The sequence below is a fragment of the Aromatoleum buckelii genome, from assembly GCF_012910785.2.
Classification (GTDB): Bacteria; Pseudomonadota; Gammaproteobacteria; order Burkholderiales; family Rhodocyclaceae; genus Aromatoleum; species Aromatoleum buckelii.
Window position 1 is genome coordinate 1142982 of sequence record NZ_WTVH02000010.1, and the last position, 17918, is coordinate 1160899.

The 17918-nt window shown below is 66.8% G+C and carries 12 protein-coding genes and 1 tRNA gene; 11 read left to right on the forward strand and 2 right to left on the reverse strand.

Features of this window, described 5'->3' with window-relative positions; translation table 11 throughout:
* Positions 1-261: 261 nt before the first annotated feature.
* On the forward strand, positions 262-1545 hold the full coding sequence (gene serS / locus GO608_RS16030) for a serine--tRNA ligase (protein WP_169200199.1): 1284 nt from the start codon (positions 262-264) through the stop codon (positions 1543-1545).
* Between the two features lie 4 nt (positions 1546-1549).
* On the opposite strand, the gene mltF is transcribed toward serS, so the two are convergent.
* Entirely contained in the window at positions 1550-2935 is a 1386-nt protein-coding gene (mltF, locus tag GO608_RS16035) for a membrane-bound lytic murein transglycosylase MltF (protein ID WP_247003207.1), read from the reverse strand.
* Between the two features lie 212 nt (positions 2936-3147).
* On the opposite strand from mltF, the gene GO608_RS16040 reads away from it, so the two are divergent.
* From GO608_RS16040 to GO608_RS16055, 4 genes are all read left to right on the forward strand, one after another.
* Positions 3148-3237, forward strand: a tRNA-Ser gene (locus GO608_RS16040).
* A 327-nt stretch (positions 3238-3564) separates the two neighbouring features.
* Positions 3565-4671 carry an NAD(P)/FAD-dependent oxidoreductase gene (locus GO608_RS16045; RefSeq protein ID WP_169200201.1) on the forward strand — a complete coding sequence of 369 codons (1107 nt, stop codon included), beginning with the start codon at positions 3565-3567 and terminating at the stop codon, positions 4669-4671.
* Between the two features lie 127 nt (positions 4672-4798).
* Positions 4799-5029, forward strand: a complete 231-nt coding sequence (locus tag GO608_RS16050) for a DUF2795 domain-containing protein (protein WP_169198613.1) — start codon at positions 4799-4801, stop codon at positions 5027-5029.
* Positions 5022-6512: a DUF4254 domain-containing protein gene (locus GO608_RS16055; RefSeq protein WP_169198614.1), complete on the forward strand. Its 1491-nt coding sequence runs from the start codon at positions 5022-5024 to the stop codon at positions 6510-6512. The genes GO608_RS16050 and GO608_RS16055 overlap by 8 nt, the downstream gene beginning before the upstream one ends.
* 57 nt (positions 6513-6569) lie before the next feature.
* Here the strand turns inward: GO608_RS16055 and GO608_RS16060 are convergent, their stop codons facing one another.
* Positions 6570-7628 (reverse strand): glycosyltransferase family 9 protein, encoded by a 1059-nt coding sequence (locus GO608_RS16060; RefSeq protein ID WP_169198615.1) that lies wholly within the window; start codon positions 7626-7628, stop codon positions 6570-6572.
* A 296-nt stretch (positions 7629-7924) separates the two neighbouring features.
* On the opposite strand from GO608_RS16060, the gene GO608_RS16065 reads away from it, so the two are divergent.
* The 6 genes from GO608_RS16065 (at position 7925) to treS (ending at position 17829) form a co-directional block, all read left to right on the forward strand.
* On the forward strand, positions 7925-8794 hold the full coding sequence (locus GO608_RS16065) for a PRC-barrel domain-containing protein (protein WP_169198616.1): 870 nt from the start codon (positions 7925-7927) through the stop codon (positions 8792-8794).
* Positions 8795-8950: 156 nt separating this feature from the next.
* Positions 8951-9958, forward strand: a complete 1008-nt coding sequence (gene egtD, locus GO608_RS16070; protein WP_169198617.1) for an L-histidine N(alpha)-methyltransferase — start codon at positions 8951-8953, stop codon at positions 9956-9958.
* Between the two features lie 123 nt (positions 9959-10081).
* Complete coding sequence (locus tag GO608_RS16075; protein ID WP_169198618.1) at positions 10082-10531, forward strand: YgaP family membrane protein; 450 nt, start codon at positions 10082-10084, stop codon at positions 10529-10531.
* A gap of 13 nt (positions 10532-10544) precedes the next feature.
* The gene (gene glgB, locus GO608_RS16080; protein WP_169198619.1) at positions 10545-12452 is read left to right on the forward strand and encodes a 1,4-alpha-glucan branching protein GlgB; all 1908 of its coding nucleotides are present in this window, start codon (positions 10545-10547) and stop codon (positions 12450-12452) included.
* A complete protein-coding gene (locus tag GO608_RS16085) occupies positions 12433-14475 on the forward strand; it encodes an alpha-1,4-glucan--maltose-1-phosphate maltosyltransferase (protein WP_169198620.1) in 2043 nt (680 codons plus the stop codon). The genes glgB and GO608_RS16085 overlap by 20 nt, the downstream gene beginning before the upstream one ends.
* A 12-nt stretch (positions 14476-14487) precedes the next feature.
* Positions 14488-17829 (forward strand): maltose alpha-D-glucosyltransferase, encoded by a 3342-nt coding sequence (gene treS / locus GO608_RS16090; RefSeq protein ID WP_211159390.1) that lies wholly within the window; start codon positions 14488-14490, stop codon positions 17827-17829.
* Positions 17830-17918 lie beyond the last annotated feature (89 nt).

Below are 17918 nucleotides of genomic sequence, written 5' to 3' on the forward strand. Positions count from 1 at the left end.
CGGCCTCTTCTCCTCTAGTGTTGCGGACACCGTCTTCCGCGGTGTTGGCTTACTAAGCTTAAGATACAGGGCGCCGAATGCAAGGAAAGTTTATCGATCGCCAAGAATATAAACGATTGATTCCATTAATGGATTTGTGCATCGCCGCAAGCTCTTCGCGAGGCTGACGAAAGGCCGGCGAACAAAGCGGCGCGGTCCCCGAAGATGTCCTGCCAGAAAACCCCGCTTTCCCATTGAATCCACTCGAATTCCGGAATTGTCATGCTTGATATCCAACTTCTACGCACCCAGATTGACGCCGTCGCGACAGCGCTTGCCGCACGGGGAACAAATTTCGACGCTGCGGCGTTTCAGTCCATGGAGAACGAGCGCAAGACGCTGCAGACCCGCACCCAGGACCTGCAGGCACGCCGCAACAGCCTGTCGAAGCAGATCGGCGTCCTGAAAGGCAGGGGAGAGGACGCTTCGGCGGTGATGGCTGAAGTCGGGGGCATCGGCGACGAGCTGAAGGCCAACGAGCAGGCGCTGGCGGCGCTCCTCGAGCGGATCAATGCGTTCGTCGCCGGGTTGCCGAACCTCCCGCACGACAGCGTGCCGCCGGGGCGCGACGAGTCGGCGAACGTCGAGGTCGCCCGCTGGGGCACGCCCCGGGAATTCGGCTTCGAGGTGAGCGATCACGTCGACCTCGGAAGCGGGCTCGGAGGACTTGATTTCGAAACCGCGGCGAAGATCTCGGGGTCGCGTTTCGCACTGATGCGCGGCGGCCTCGCGCGCCTGCATCGCGCGCTCGCCCAGTTCATGCTCGACGTGCATACCCGCGAACATGGCTACACCGAGGTCCACGTCCCCTATCTCGTCAACCCGGAGAGCATGTTCGGCACCGGCCAGCTGCCCAAGTTCGAGGCCGACCTGTTCTCCGTCATGAAGGACGACGGGCGTTTCTACCTGATCCCGACTGCGGAAGTCCCGATCACCAACATCGTGCGCAACGAGCTGCTCGCGCACGACGTGCTGCCGCTGAAGTTCGTCGGCCACACGCCGTGCTTCCGTTCCGAAGCAGGTAGCTACGGTCGCGACACGCGCGGCATGATCCGCCAGCACCAGTTCGACAAGGTGGAACTGGTGCGGATCGAACATCCGGACGCGTCATGGGCGGCGCTCGAGGAACTCACCGGCCATGCTGAAGCGATCCTGCGCAAGCTCGATCTGCCATATCGAAAAGTCGTGCTATGCACCGGCGACATGGGGTTTTCCGCCGCCAAGACCTACGACCTCGAAGTGTGGCTGCCGGCGCAGAAAACCTACCGCGAGATTTCGTCGTGCTCGTGCACCGGAGCGTTTCAGGCGCGCCGCATGCAGGCCCGGTTCCGCAACGCGCAGGGCAAGAACGAGCTGGTGCACACGCTGAACGGTTCGGGCTTGGCAGTCGGCAGGACGCTCGTCGCGGTGCTCGAGAACTACCAGCAAGCCGACGGTTCGGTCGTCGTGCCGAAGGCGCTGGTGCCGTGGATGGGCGGGATCGAGGTGCTTGAGCCGCGCGGCTGAAATCTCAGTCGCCGGCACCGCCGAGCTTCAGGCCGGATGGCTGCAGCGGCGCGGTGTAGGGCGGTTCGAGGCGCGCGAGAATGCCGTGGAAGTTGCGGATGTTCTCGGTCATGATCACCGCCTCGCCGCCGCGCGCCGGGCCAGCCTTGAGCCGCGCCGCGTATTCGGCTCGCGACAGCAGCGGAAGGACGGCTTTCATGTCCCACCACGTCGTGTCGTCCCGGCCCATGCCGCGGGCGATCGCCCGTGCGCCGTTCATGTGGCCCATGCCGAGGTTGTATGCTGCCACCGCGATCCAAGAGCGGTCGGGTTCGGCAATCCCACCGGGCAACTGGTCCCTCAGCATCGAAAAATAGCGCGCCCCGCCGAGAATGCTCTCGCGCGCATCGAGGCGGTCGCCCACGCCGAGCCGGTCTGCGGTCTCGGAAGTCAGCATCATCATTCCCCGCACCCCGGTGCGCGACGTCGCGAGCGGGTCCCACCGCGATTCCTGGTATGCGAGAGCGGCGAGAAAGCGCCAATCGACGCCGGTGCGTGCCTGCGCGTCATGGAAATGCCGGCGATAGGCGGGTAGGCGCGTGCGCATGTGGTCCAGAAAAACCGCCACGTCCTGGTCGTCGAGGCGGCGGATGTGGCCGAAGTAGCGATCGGCGATCCGGGCGAGCAGCGCGCTTTCGCGGGCGCTGGCGAGAAAGGCGTCGACCTCGGCGCCCAGGCTCTCCTCGTCGATCGGCAGGGCCCATGCGATTTCCGACCGAACCGGCAGGTCGTAGGCAATTACGACGGTCGGCTCGGTTTGTGCTGCCAGTGCGAAATGCACCCGGTCGGTGGCGACGAGATCGAGTTTGCGCTGTCCCAACTCCTCGAGCAGCGCCTCATCGCCAAGCTTGGCCGGAAAGTGCAGAGTGAGGCCGGGAACGCGCTTGCGGACTCGCTCGAGTGCCTCGACGGGCGGGGAACCGCGCCGCATGCTTATGGTTCGACCGGCGAGATCGTCCTCGCTGCCGATCTCCCGGCCGTCCGAACGCCCGACCAGTACATAGTCCACCTCTCGCAGCGGAGCCGACCACCGCAACGGAAAGCGTTCGTTGCGGGCGATTCCGGCCGCGGCGAGATGCACCTCGCCGTTGAGGACCGCGTCGAGCGCCCGCGGGGCATCGGGATACACGATGAAACGCACTGGCACGTCGAGGCGTTGCCCCAGTTTCTGCAGCAGGTCGTGTTCGAATCCGGACGCCTCGCCCTGCGCCTCCTGACGGTAGGAAATCGCATCCAGCCGAGTCGCGACGCGCAGTTCGCCGGCCGCCCGATAGTCCCCGACCCGTTGCGGAGTCGCCTCGGGTGTGCATCCGGACAGCGCGAACAGCGCAATGAACAGAAAGACAGGCAAGAAGGCACTCCCCAGAGGCGACCCCGGATTTTGCGCGAGCATATGTCGGGAGGCAACGACACTCGGGGCACCAATCTTCGTCAGCGGCGCGCAGGTCCTTGTTCGCTTTCCGGGCAAGACACTGAAACACCGTTCGCCATGCGAAGTTATTTCTTGTTTGATACCGATCGTGTACGTATAATGCGCCCTCCCGTGAGACGATCGCGGGACGCGGAGAGGTGGCAGAGTGGTCGAATGTACCTGACTCGAAATCAGGCGTAGGTGCGAGCCTACCGTGGGTTCGAATCCCACCCTCTCCGCCATAAGCATTCAAGAGCCACATTTTTCAGTTCTATCAAGGACTTGGAAAATGTGGCTCTTCCCATTGTATGCCACCTCCTCTTGCCACCATCCTGGATGACGGTCCTGCGGTGATGCCTGTCCTCTCCTAAAGCCGCTCGGGATGTCCCTGGCACTCAGAAGACCTCCAGGCGATCGGGGCTGAGGCGGATGTTCCCGGATTTTCCGGCATTGACCGGACTTCAAATCCAGTCAGCTCCGTGGCCATGGTCGACGGGAGACCGTTGTTCGTGGCTGCGTATCTCTGGCGTGCGATCTGCGCCACTGGAAAGAACTCGTGGAGGAAGGGGATGGAGACCATCGATTGCGCGGTCATCGGGGCAGGCGTGGTCGGCCTCGCGTGCGCCCGCGCGTTCGCCGGGGCCGGACGCGAAGTTGTCGTGATCGAGCGCGAATCGACTTTCGGAACCGGCGTGAGCTCGCGCAACAGCGAAGTGATCCACGCCGGTCTTTACTATGCGCCCGGCTCGCTCAGGGCGCGCTTATGCGTCGAGGGACGCGAAATGCTTTACGCGTTCTGCCAGGAGCGGGCGATCCCGTACGCGCGCTGCGGCAAGCTCGTCGTCGCCGCGCGGGCCGAACAAGTCGAAGCGCTGCGGCAGATCCGCGCGCGCGCCGAAGCCAATGGCGTGGGCGACCTGCGCGAGCTCGATCGTGCGGCAGTTGCCGCGCTTGAACCGGCGCTGGACGTCTACGCGGCGCTGCTGTCGCCTTCGACCGGCATTGTGGATAGCCACGCGCTGATGCTCGCGCTGCTCGGCGACGCCGAGCGCGACGGGGCGATGTTCGCGTTCGGCAGTCCGGTGCTCGGCGGATATTCCGATTCAGAAGGCATGGTGCTGCAGGTCGGCGGCGAGCACGAGACCGATCTGCGCGCGCGCTGGGTCATCAACGCATCCGGCCTCGACGCCGTGGCGCTGGGCCATCGCCTCGGCGGCCCGACCGCTGAAAGTCTGCCCCAGGCGTGGTTCGCGCGCGGCATGTATTTCGCCTTGAGCGGCAAGGCGCCGTTCTCGCGGCTGATCTATCCGATCCCCGAGCCCGGCGGGCTTGGCGTGCATCTGACGCTCGATCTGGGCGGGCAGGCGAAGTTCGGACCGGATGTCGAATGGATCGACGCGCCCGCCTACGACGTCGATCCGACGCGAGCGCAGCGTTTTTACGCCGCGATCCGCAACTGGTGGCCGGCGCTCGAAGACGGACGGCTCGTGCCGGGATATGCCGGCGTGCGCCCGAAGATCGCCGGCCCCGGCATGCCGGATGCGGATTTTCGCATCGACGGGCCCGATCGGCATGGCGTGCCGGGACTCATTCACCTGTTCGGCATCGAATCGCCCGGCCTCACGGCGGCAATGGCGATCGGACGCCATGTCGTGCGCGGGATTGCGGGGCGGTGACCGTGTAAGGTTGGCGGCGGTGTTGTAAGGGTTTTCAGGCTGGGGCGTGGGACTTGGGGCGGGGGCAGGAGCGCGGCGGGCATTCCGATTGCACGAGGCTGGCCCCGTGCCACTCCAGGAGACAATCATGGCCAGCCAGCAGAAAGACGAAACGACGTCGGACCAGGCAGTACCGAACCCGGTTCAGGTTCAGAAGTTTCTCGGCGGCCTGGATTACCCCGTCGGGAAGCAGGAGCTTGTCGAACAGGCGCGCAAGAAAGGCGCCGACGCGAACGTGATGGACGCGCTCGAGCGGATCCCGGATCGGCAGTATGAGAGCCCCGTCTCGGTATCTGCGGAGATTGGCAAACTTGGCTGAGGGAACCGCAGCCGCGACTGCTTCGGCAAACCTCGCTTCGCGCTTGGAACTGCAATCCGGCTTCATCGTCGCGTTTCACGATGGTCTCCTTGCCGGCCGGGACGCCCCATTGCCTGCCGAGCCGGCCGGTTGGTGGCAGTGGATCGAGGAAAACCACCGCAGCAACACGGCGTTGTGGCGCGAAGAGGACCGGGCGCGGCGCACCGACGTGCCGGACGACGAGATCGTGCGTTGCAAGCGCAACATCGACGCGTTGAACCAGCGGCGCAACGACGCGGTCGAGGCGCTGGACGATTGTCTTCTTGCGGCCCTCGAGCGGGTCGTGCCGACACCCGCTCCCGATGCGCGGCTGTCGAGCGAGACCGCGGGTGCGATCATCGACCGGCTGTCGATTCTGGCGCTGAAGATCCACCACATGCGCCAAGCGTCGCAACGTCGCGAGGCCGGGGTCGAGCACATGCAGCGGTGCTCCGACAAGCTCGCGACGCTGGTCGCGCAGCGCGAGGACCTGGCGGCTTGTCTCGACCGCCTGCTGCAGGAAGCGAGCTGCGGAGTCGCGCGTTTCAGGACGTACCGGCAGTTCAAGATGTACAACGATCCGTCGCTGAACCCCGAGCTGTACCGCCGCTCGCGCCCGGCGAACGATACGGCGGCGGCGAAGACGCCCTTCGCCGTGGATGTGCTGATCCCGACTTGCGACCGGCCCGCTGCGCTCGCCGTGACGCTGACCTCGCTTTTCGCGCAAAGCCTCGGTGCACTGCGGATCGTGGTGTCCGACCAGGGCGAGCGTCGCAGCGCCGAGGCCTCGTCCGAAGTGCAGGCGGTCGTGCGGCTTCTCGCCGCTAAAGGGCATGTTGTCGAGTTCCACCGTCACCTGCCGCGCCGCGGTCTCGCCGAGCAGCGCCATTTCCTGCTCGCGCAGGCGCAGGCGCCGTATGTGCTGTTTCTCGACGATGATGTCGTCGTCGAGCCGGATCTCGTCGAGCGTCTGCTGAAGGCGATCCGGGAGCAGGGCTGCGGCTTCGTCGGCAGCGCCCTGATCGGCCTGAGCCATGCCGCGGACCGACGGCCGCACCAGCAGAACATCGAGTTCTGGGATGGTCCGGTCGAGCCCGAAGAGGTGCTGCCGGACAGTCCGGCGTGGGCGCGCCACGAGTTGCACAGTGCTGCCAACCTGTACCACGTGCAGACGAATCTCGGCCTGACGCCGGACCGGCAACGGCTCTATCGTGTCGCGTGGGTCGGCGGCTGCGTGCTGTTCGACCGGGCGAAGCTCGAGGCTGCGGGCGGATTCGAATTCTGGCGCGAGCTGCCCCCCGAGCACTGCGGCGAGGACGTGTTCGCGCAGCTGCGGGTCATGGCACGCGACGGCGGTTGCGGCATCATCCCGTCGGGCGCTTACCACCAGGAACTGGCGACGACGGTACCGCGGCGTGACGTCGATGCGCCACGCGTGCTGCGCACGAAGCTGGAGGCACGATGACGGGTTCGGCAGGCAAGGCTGCGCCCTCGCGTTTCGCCAAAGTTGCGGCTGCCGAAGTCACGGAGCTGGCGCTGGAGCTGCGGCGCGATACGCAGGCATTGCCAGCAGTGCCCGCGCCTGCGCCAGCACCTCGCTGAGGTCTTCGTCGCCACCGCCCTGAGCCCCTCGGTCGCGCGCCGGCGCCCATACCGGTCGATGCAGCGCCCGATCGAGCGGCGCCCAGCGCGCGATCTCCGACGCCCGGAAGAGGATCACGCACGGCAGTTTGAGCGCCGCGGCGAGATGCGCGACGCCGGTGTCGTTGCACACCAGCAGCCGCGCGCCGCCCAGCAGGGCCGCAAGGGCACCGGCGGAGATCGGCGCCGCAGCATCGATCGCGGGAGCGCGCATCGCAGCCTTTACCGCAGCGGTGATCGAAGTCTCGTACTGCGAGCCGGTCAGCACCAGCGGCAAGCCGCAGTCGTCATGCAAGGCATCGCCAACCGCGGCGAACCGCTCGGGCGGCCAGCGCCGTTCCGCTGCTCGTGCGCCAGCGTGCAGACAAACGTACCCATCCGGCCGCAGGCCTTCAGCGACGCTGCTCGCCGCGAGTTCGGCGTGGTCGGCAGCGGTGAGCGGAAACTCCAGGTGTTCCCCGACAGGCGGGGCGCCGAGAAAGCGCATCAGCGCCAGCAGACGCCGGATCTCCGCGCCGTCGTCGGGATAGGGCAGGAACGCCCTGTCGCCACTGCCCGGAGCGCCGAAGCCGGCATTGAACCGCGCGCCGAACTGGGCGACGAGCGGGTTCGTGATCGTGCCGTTGCCATGCATCTGGATCGCCAGATCGGCTCGCCGCGCCCGCATCCCGTCGAGGAACTCGGACAGCGCGGCGGAATCGGGGGGTTGTTCCGGCAGGCCCGGAAAGCCGGGAAAGGCGACGAAATCGTCGAGATGGCGAGGGTAGCGGGCGGCAAACGCCGCGGCCCACGGCAGGCCGACGAGCGTGATGTGCGCGTGCGGACAGGCTGCGCGCAACGCGCGCAGCGCGGGCACCGCACACAGCATGTCGCCCAGTTGCAGCGCGCGGAACACGACGATCGTCCGCGGCTGCAGAACTTCCAGCAAGGGATGCGGCATTCGGGTTTCCTGCTAAGGACGAGCTTGCGCTGCTGCAATCGGGATGCCGGGCCGAATTGGCCGCATTGCAGAATCGGTCGGATGCTGCGGGGACGGGCACGCGTGATTGGCGCGGGCCGAGCAGGTCGCCAGGCGCTTCTTACAAGGCCGTGTAGTTGTTGCACCCGGTATTGCAGGACGATTGCGCCGCGCGAATGACAGGCGGGCCTTCCGCTTGCTTCGGCGAGGCAGGGGCGGGAGCTCGACCCGGGGAGGGGGTGGCGCTCCATCGCACTGCGTCATAAGGAGGGATCGAGATGAATATGAATACCAAGACCAAGCGCAAATTGATCGCTGCGATCGCGGCTGCGGCCGTGGGGCTGCCTGCCTACGTGGGACACGCAGCCGAAGAACGTCCGGCACCCCCCGCGACGTCGACGCGCGAAGCGCCGCCAGCCGCTGCCCCGAACGCCGCAGCGGCCCAATCGCGTGTTGCCCGGGCAAGCAAGCTGATCGGCGCCGAAGTCAAGAATCCGGTGGGCGAAAAGCTTGGCGAAATCAAGGACCTCATCGTGGATGTGCGAAACGCGACGGCGCATTATGCAGTGCTGTCGTTCGGCGGCATCGCGGGGATCGCCGACAAGCTCTTTGCTTATCCCGTGAGCATGCTCCGGTGGGGGCCGGGCAAGGACGAGCTGATACTCGACATCGAACGCTCGAGGCTCGAAGCGGCTCCTGGGTTCGGGCCGAGCAACTGGCCGGACTGGGACGTCGATTCGTATCGCCGCAGCGTCGATGAGTATTTCAAGACCGACCGGCCCGCCGAACTCGGACCCGATCCGCAGCTGATGCAAGCCAGCAAGCTGCTCGACGTCAAGGTCGAGGACCGCGAGAAGCGCAACGCGGGCGAAATCAAGGATCTCGTCGTAAGCCTCGCGGACGGAACGGTGCCGTATGCGGTGGTCGATCTCGACAAGGCGTGGAGCGCCGACGACAAGCTGATTCCGCTTCCCCTGTCGTCGTTCGAGTTTTCGACGGACGACGAGAAGATCGTGCTCAAGGAGTCGCGCGAGGGCCTGGACACGAGCCGGGGCTTCGACGAGAAGAACTGGCCCGACATGAACGATCCCGCCTTGCGCGGTGACATGAACAAGTCTCCGGGCGAGCGCGAGCGGGACCGCAGGTAGGCCAGGCTTTTGGGCATACCCTGGCCCCGGGGCGATGCTGCGGGTTCGCTTGCGCGCTTGTCCTACTACACTGGGAAAATCGGGCCATGGTTTTGCCATGCGCCCGAGGGCTGGCCCCTTCCGCGGCCGGTGCCGGACGATTGCAAGGGGACGCCGATGCAGATGAGTGACCCGGGCAAAGGCCCGCTGTGGAAAGCACCGACGACAGATGGGGCGCGGCATCCGCTGCGGGATGGAGCCGAGGACGACGACTTCTGCAGTGCGTTGCTTGCCGGCCTCGCAGCGACACCGAAACAGGTGTCGTGCAAGTTTTTTTACGACGCCGAAGGTTCGGCGCTGTTCGACCGTATCTGCACGCTGCCGGAGTATTACCCGACGCGCGTGGAATTCGACCTTCTCGAACGCCACACAGCCGAACTGGCCGGGCTCATCGGCCCAGACGTCGAACTCGTCGAGTTCGGCGCGGGGTCGGGCCGCAAGGTGCGGCGGCTGCTCGACGCGCTGCAACGGCCGCGCGCGTACGTTCCGGTCGACATCTCGGGCGAACATCTGCGGCAGGCCGCGAGCCGGCTGAGCGCGGATTACCCGCGGCTCGACGTCCGGCCGATCGTCGCCGACTACACGCATGCGTTCGATCTTCCGCCAAGCATCTCCGCGGTGCGGCGGCGTGTCGGTTTTTTCCCCGGCTCGACGATCGGCAATTTCGCCCCGGAAGAGGCCACCGGATTCCTCGCCATGGCCGCTGCGTTGCTGGACGGCGGCGGCCTGCTGATCGGCGTCGACCTGGTCAAGGATCCGGCGCTTTTGCACGCCGCCTACAACGACTCGCAGGGCGTCACTGCGGCATTCAACAAGAATCTGCTGGCGCGGGCAAACCGCGAGCTCGGTGCGGACTTCGCCGAGGACGGTTTTGCCCATTACGCGTTCTACCAGCCGCTTGCGCGACGCGTCGAAATGCATCTGGTGAGTCTCGCCGCGCAGCGGGTGCGGGTTGCCGGGCGGGAATTCCGTTTCGCCGCCGGCGAGACGCTGCATACCGAGAATTCCTACAAGTACACGATCGACGGGTTCCGCTCGCTGGCCGAACAGGCGGGGTTTGTGCCGCGCAGGTACTGGACCGACGCGGCACGCCTGTTCAGTCTGCACTGGCTCGAAGTGGCCTGACCGGCCTGGGACGCCAAGGCACGGCGCTTGCGAACGGCGACAGGGCCGCGACGGCGAGGCTGCTGCTTTGCCGGCCCGGCCCTCGCGTCCGCTCTTAGCGCTTTCAGCTTTCAGGAGGCAGCCATGTTGTCATCGACCGTAGACCGCGTCCCGGCGCACACCGCCGCCCACATCAACCAGCGGATCCGACAGCTTACCCGGGAGAACATCGAGCGCGCGTCGCTCGGTGGGCCGGCGCAAATCGACCGGCGGCTGGCGGAACTGGACGAGGAGTGGGACATCGAGCGCACGCTCGAGGCGAATGCGGCCTCGGTGATGCTCGCCGGCACCGCGCTGGCGCTGTTCGTCGATCGTCGCTTCCTGGCGCTGCCCGCGCTCGTCGGCGCGTTTCTGCTGCAGCATGCGCTGCAGGGCTGGTGCCCGCCGCTGCCGCTGTTCCGGCGCCTGGGCGTGCGCACCGCGGGCGAGATCGAGGAGGAGCGCCGCGCGCTGCAAGCGATGCGCAATGGCACGCCCCGCGCGACCGGTTCCCCTGTCCACGGCGCGGGCGCCGCGATCGAGCGGATCCGCTGACGAGGGGGGCCGGATGGACGCCACGACGACGCACAGCCGCCTCTCCGAGCACGACATCTACCTGTTCCGGGAAGGCTCGCACGGCCGCCTCTACGAAAAGCTCGGCTGCCAGCTAGACGAGGCCGGCGCGCATTTCGCCGTTTGGGCGCCGAACGCGCGTGCGGTATCGGTGATCGGGAGCTTCAATGCGTGGCGCGACGATGCAGTGCTGCGTGCGCGTGACGATGGCTCGGGCATCTGGGAAGGTTTTGTTGGCGGCGTCGCGGCCGGCGACATCTACAAGTACCGCGTCGCGGGCCACGACGGGCACATCGCCGAGAAGGCCGACCCGTTCGCGCTGTATGCGGAGGTCCCGCCTGCGACCGGCTCGCGCGCGTGGCGCAGCAGTTACCGCTGGGAGGACGACGCGTGGATGGCCGGGCGGGCGGGCGCGAACGCGCTCGATGCGCCGTTCAGCATCTACGAACTGCACCTCGGCTCGTGGCGTCGCGGGCCGGACGGCGCGCTGCCGGGCTACCGCGACATCGCGCCGCAACTCGCCGCGTATGTCGTCGAGTGCGGCTTCACGCATGTCGAACTGATGCCGCTCTCGGAGCATCCGTTCTACGGCTCGTGGGGCTACCAGACGACCGGCTATTTTGCCGCGACCGCGCGCTACGGCACGCCAGACGACCTGATGTTCCTGATCGACACGCTGCACCAGGCGGGCGTCGGCGTGATCCTCGACTGGGTGCCGTCGCATTTTCCGAGCGATGCGCACGGCTTGGCCGAGTTCGACGGCACCTACCTGTACGAGCATGCGGACCCGCGCCAGGGCTTCCACCCGGAATGGCATTCGTGCATCTTCAATTACGGGCGCCACGAGGTGTGCGCGTTCCTGCTGTCTTCCGCGCTGTTCTGGCTCGAACGCTTCCATATCGACGGGCTGCGCGTCGATGCCGTCGCGTCGATGCTGTATCTCGACTACGGTCGCCAGCACGGCGAGTGGGTGCCGAACCGCTATGGCGGCCGGGAGAATCTCGACGCGGTCGCGTTCCTGCGGCGGCTCAACGAGGCGGTGTATCGCGACCACCCCGGCGTGCAGACGATCGCCGAAGAGTCGACCGCGTGGCCGATGGTGTCGCGCCCGCTGTATGTCGGCGGCCTGGGCTTCGGCATGAAATGGAACATGGGCTGGATGCACGACTCGCTCGACTATTTCCGCCACGACCCGCTGTTCCGCAAGTTCCACCACGGCCGGATCACGTTCTCGATCTGGTACGCGTTCCACGAGAACTTCGTGCTGCCGCTGTCGCACGACGAAGTCGTCTACGGCAAGGGCTCGCTGATCGGCAAGATGCCCGGCGACGACTGGCAGCAGTTCGCCGGGCTGCGCGCGCTGTTCGGCTACATGTGGGCGCATCCGGGCAAGAAGCTGCTGTTCATGGGCGGCGAGTTCGGCCAGCGGCGCGAATGGACGCACGAGGGCGAACTCGAATGGTGGGTGCTCGACCGGCCGGAACACGCCGGATTGCGGCACTGGGTCGGCGACCTGAACCGCTTGTATCGCGAACGCGCCGCGCTGCACGAGCTCGACTTCGACGAAGCCGGGTTCCAGTGGATTGACAGCGACGACAGCGAAAACAGCGTGCTGTCGTTCCTGCGCAAGTCGCGCAATGGCGCGACCGTCCTCGTCGTATGCAATTTCACGCCCGTGACGCGGCCGAACTACACGCTCGGCGTGCCGCGCGCCGGGTTCTGGCGCGAAGCCCTCAACAGCGACGCGACGCTGTACGGCGGCAGCGGGGCGGGCAACCTCGGCGGCGCCGAAACCGTGCCGGTGCCTGCGCACGGCCATTACCAGTCGCTGACGCTGACGTTGCCGCCGCTCGCAGTGCTGTTCCTGATTCCGGAGGTCGACGATGCGCGCCCGGACACCTGACGTAATGGAGGATGCGCGCCGCGTGCCGGACGAAGGGCGGATTCGCGCAGTCATCGAATCGGTCACGCCGCAGGTCGACGGCGGTCGCTTCGCTGTCAAGCGCGTCGTTGGCGACGAGTTCGACGTCGAGGCCGACTGCTTCGCGGATGGTCACGACGCGGTGCTCGCGATGCTGTGCTGGCGGCGCGACGAGGACGAGCAGTGGCACGCGGTGCCGATGACGGCGATCGGCAACGACCGCTGGCGCGGGCGCATCAGGCTCGGCGAGATCGGGCGCTGCTGGTACACCGTCACGGCGTGGGTCGATGCGTTCGAGTCGTGGCGCCGGGATCTCGCGCGGCGTGTCGAGCCCGACGACATCCGCATGGCGAGCCTGATCGGCGCCGACCTGATCGAGGAGACCGCCGAACGCGCGACGATCGGCGACGACCGCGAGCGGCTCGCGGCGTGGGCGCGGCGGCTGCGCGACGCGAGCCAGGCCGAAGGCGCGGATGCGCAGGCGCTCAAGGCGCTGGGGCTCGATGCGCGCTTCGGCGAGATCGCGGCACGCCATCCGGACCGCCGCTTCGCTGCCGTCCACCCGATGCTGCCGCTCGATATCGACCGTCCGCTCGCGCGCTTCGGCGCGTGGTACGAGCTTTTCCCGCGGTCGACCGCGCCGGTCGCCGGGGCGCACGGAACGCTGCGCAGCTGCGCCGACCGTCTCGCCGATATCGCCGCGATGGGCTTCGACGTGCTGTACCTGCCGCCGATCCATCCGGTCGGCCGGGAGCGGCGCAAGGGGCCGAACAACACGCTCGCCGCCGGGCCGGATGACGTCGGCAGCCCGTGGGCGATCGGCGCCGCGGAAGGCGGACACCTTGCGGTGCACCCGCTGCTCGGCACGGTCGACGATTTGCGCTTTCTGATTGCGCGTGCGCGAGAGCACGGCGTCGAGCTCGCGCTCGACATCGCGCTGCAGTGCGCGCCGGATCATCCGTGGGTCGCCGAGCATCCCGAATGGTTTCGCCGCCGGCCCGACGGGAGTGTGCAGTACGCCGAGAACCCGCCGAAGAAATACCAGGACATCTACCCGTTCGACTTCGAGACCGGCGACTGGCAGGCGATGTGGGAAGCGCTCGCCGGCATCTTCCGCCACTGGATCGCAGACGGCGTGCGAATATTCCGCGTCGATAATCCGCACACCAAGGCTTTTCCGTTCTGGGAATGGGCGATCGCGAGCATCCGCGGTGATCATCCGGACGCGATCTTCCTCGCCGAAGCCTTCACGCGGCCGCGCGTCATGCACCGGCTCGCGAAGCTCGGCTTCACGCAGTCGTACACGTACTTCACGTGGCGCAACACGCGCGCCGAGCTCACCGAGTATTTCACCGAGCTCGCGCACGGCCCAGGCGCCGATTACTTCCGCCCGAACGTCTGGCCCAATACGCCCGACATCCTGCCCGAATATCTGCAGCTGGGTGGGCGGCCGGCCTTCGTCGTGCGCCTCGTGCTCGCGGCGACGCTCGCAGCGACCTACGGCATCTACGGCCCCGCCTTCGAGCTGATGGAGCACGTGCCGCGCGAGCCGGGCAGCGAGGAATATCTCAATTCCGAGAAATACCAGCTGCGCGAATGGGACCTCGATCGGCCCGACAGCCTCGCCGCGCTGATCGGGCGCGTCAATCGCGTGCGCCGCGACAATCCGGCGCTGCATGACAACACGTCGCTGCGTTTCCTGCCCATCGACAACGACCAGCTGATCGCGTACTCGAAGACGGCGGAGGCAGGTGACAACATCATCGTCGTCGTCGCGAATCTCGATCCGCACAACGTCCATTCGGGCTGGCTCGAACTCGACCTCGACGCGCTCGGCATCGTCGCCGGGACGAGCTTCCAGATGCACGACCTGCTGTCCGGCGCGCGCTACCTGTGGAGCAGCGCGCGCAACTTCGTGCGGCTCGACCCGCAGCGCGTTCCGGCACACCTTTTCGTGCTGCGCCGCCGCGTGCGCAGCGAACGCGATTTCGACTACTTCCTGTAAGGGCTGTCGACGATGGATCTGTTGCCCGCAATGGCCGCGCCGGACAAGGAAACCGACGACGGGCTCTGGTACAAGGACGCGGTGGTGTACGAGCTGCACGTCAAGGCGTTCTTCGACGCCAATGACGACGGCGTCGGCGACTTCAACGGTCTGACGCGCAAGCTCGACTACATCCGCGACCTCGGCGTCAACACGATCTGGCTGCTGCCGTTCTACCCGTCGCCGCTGAAGGACGACGGCTACGACGTCGCCGACTACCACGGCGTACTGCCGGCATATGGCACGCGCGCCGATTTCCGTCAGTTCGTCCGCGAAGCGCATCGGCGCGGCCTGCGCGTCATCACCGAGCTCGTCGTCAACCACACCTCCGACCAGCACGCATGGTTCCAGGCCGCACGCCGCGCCCCGGCAGGGTCGTCGAAGCGCAACTACTACGTGTGGAGCGATGATCCGACGCGTTACAGCGGCACGCGCATCATCTTCACCGACACCGAGACGTCGAACTGGGCGTGGGACCCGGTGGCGAAGTCGTACTACTGGCACCGCTTCTTCAGCCACCAGCCGGACCTCAACTTCGAGAACCCGCACGTCCTCAAGGCGGTGCTGCGCACGATGCGCTTCTGGCTCGACATGGGCGTCGACGGCTTCCGCCTCGACGCGGTGCCGTACCTGCGCGAACGCGAAGGCACGAACAACGAGAATCTGCCCGAGACGCACGACGTGATCCGCGAGATCAGGAAATGCATCGACGCGCACTACCGCGGCCGCGTGCTGCTCGCCGAAGCGAACCAGTGGCCCGAAGACGTGCGCGAGTATTTCGGCGACGGCGACGAATGCCACATGGCTTACCACTTCCCGCTGATGCCGCGGCTCTTCATGGCGGTCGCGCAGGAAGACCGCTTCCCGGTTGTCGACATCATGCGCCAGACGCCGGACATCCCCGAAAACTGCCAGTGGGCGATCTTCCTGAGGAACCACGACGAGCTGACGCTCGAGATGGTCACCGACCGCGAGCGCGACTACATGTGGCAGTTCTTCGCCAACGACCCGCGCATGCGCATCAACGTCGGCATCCGGCGGCGTCTTGCACCGCTGCTCGAGAACAGCCGCGACCGCATCGAGCTGATGAGCTTCCTGCTGCTGACGATGCCCGGCTCGCCGATCATCTATTACGGCGACGAGCTCGGCATGGGCGACAACGTCTTTCTCGGCGACCGCGACGGCGTGCGCACGCCGATGCAATGGACGCCGGACCGCAACGCCGGGTTCTCGCGTGCCGACCCGCAGCAGCTCTACCTGCCGCCGATCATGGACCCGATCTACGGCTTCCAGGCGATCAACGTCGAAGCGCAGGCGCGCAACCCGCATTCGCTGCTGAACTTCACGCGGCGGCTGATCGCGATGAGGAACGGCTCGAAGGCATTCGGCCGCGGCACGCTGCGATTCCTCGAACCCGGCAACCGCAAGGTGCTCGCCTACCTGCGCGAATATCGCGACCAGAGCGTGCTGTGCGTCGCGAACCTCGCGCGCACGCCGCAGGCGGTCGAACTCGACCTCGCGCGCTTCGAGGGCCGCGTGCCGGTCGAGATCGTCGGCCGCGTGCCGTTCCCGCCCGTCGGCAAGCTGCCGTATCTGCTGACGCTCGCCGGCCACGGCTTTTTCGCCTTCGAGCTGTCCGCCGATGCGCCGGCGCCGAACTGGCACGAGGAGCGGCTGCCGCAGACCGAGCTGCCAATCCTCGTGCTCACCGAAGGCTGGCGCACGTTCTTCCGCGGACATCAGGGCGGCAGCGCGGTGCGTCGCGCGATCGCCACTCGGAGCCGCGACCAGCTGCAGAACGAAGTGCTGCTGCCGTATCTGCAGGCGCGACGGTGGTTCGCCGCGAAAGGCGAGGCGGTGACGCGCATCGAAGTCGTCGAGGAGCAGGAATGGGCTGCCGGCGGCGGCAACTGGCTGCTCGCGCTGCTCGAAGTCAGCCTGGCGGGCGGATCGTCGCACCTGTACTTCCTGCCGCTCGGCATCGCGTGGGAGACCGCCGGTGACAACCCGGTCGATCGCTTCGGCGCGGCGGCGCTCGCCCGCGTTCGCGAGAAAGCGCGCATCGGCATCCTGTACGACGCGTTCATCGATCCGGTGTATTGCCGCGCGCTCGGCCAGAGCATCGGCGGGGGCGGACCGCAGCCGCTGGGCGGCGGCAGTCTGCGCTTCACGGCGAGCGAACACTATGCGCGGCTTGCCGAGGCGCTCGACGACGAGGTGCGCCAGCCGCTGCAGGAGCAGACCAACACCGGCGTGTTCTTCGGCTCGCGGCTGTACCTGAAAGGTTACCGGCGCCTGCAGTTCGGCACCAACCCGGAAATCGAAGTCGGCTATTTCCTCGGCAGCGCGCCGGGATTTTCTCGCGTCGCCGCGGTCGCCGGTTCGGTCGAATACATCGCGCCCGATGGCCGGGCGGCGGCGCTGGCGATGCTGCAGGAATTCGTCGATAACCAGGGCAACGCGTGGGATTACACGCTGAATCATCTGGACCGGCTCTTTTCTCCCGATACCTGGCCTGCTGCGGCAGTCGACGAAGCCGAGGCCGAGGGGATGGACCGAGTCTACCTGCTGCTCGCGCAGACGCTCGGGCGGCGTATCGGCGAGATGCATGCGGCGTTCGCGCACGGCACTGATCCGGCGTTTGTCCCGGAACCGCTCGGTGACGCTGAAGCCGAAACGTGGCGTGCGCAGGTGATCGGCGATGTCGAGCGCACGCTGAGCCTTCTCGAAGCGGCGTTGCCGCGTCTGGACGAGCGTGTCCGCAACGAGGCGAGGCAGGTGCTTGCAGCGCGCCCCCCGCTGGTCGCGAGACTCGTCGGGCTCGACCTGGCGTCACCCGGCCTCGTGAAAACGCGGCTGCACGGCGACCTGCATCTCGGGCAGGTGCTGATCGCGCAGAACGATTTCGTCATCGTCGATTTCGAGGGCGAGCCGGCCCGGCCGATCGACGAGCGGCGGTGCAAGCATTCGCCGCTGCGGGACATCGCCGGCATGCTGCGTTCGTTCGACTACGCGGTGCGCACAGTCGGATACCACCACCTCCAGGCGCGCCCCGAGCACGCTGATGCGCTCACGCGGGCGCTGGTCGAGTGGAAGGAGGGGGTGGTCCGGAGCTTCATGCAGGCGTACGGCGAGGTCGTCGCGCCGCTGCCTTCCGTTCCGTCGGACGCGGCCGTCGCCGCGGATTTCGTGACGCTGTTCGTCATCGAGAAACTGCTCTACGAACTGCGTTACGAACTGGACAACCGTCCGGAATGGGTACGCGTTCCGCTCTCGGCGCTCGCGGAAATTGCGGCGTTGCCGCAGGGAAGCTGATCCTGCCCGCGCGTCGAACGATTTCCGGCCGGCGCGGCTGCCATTGACTCGACCAAATACATTCGGGTCGAGCTTGTCGAAGCTTTGGC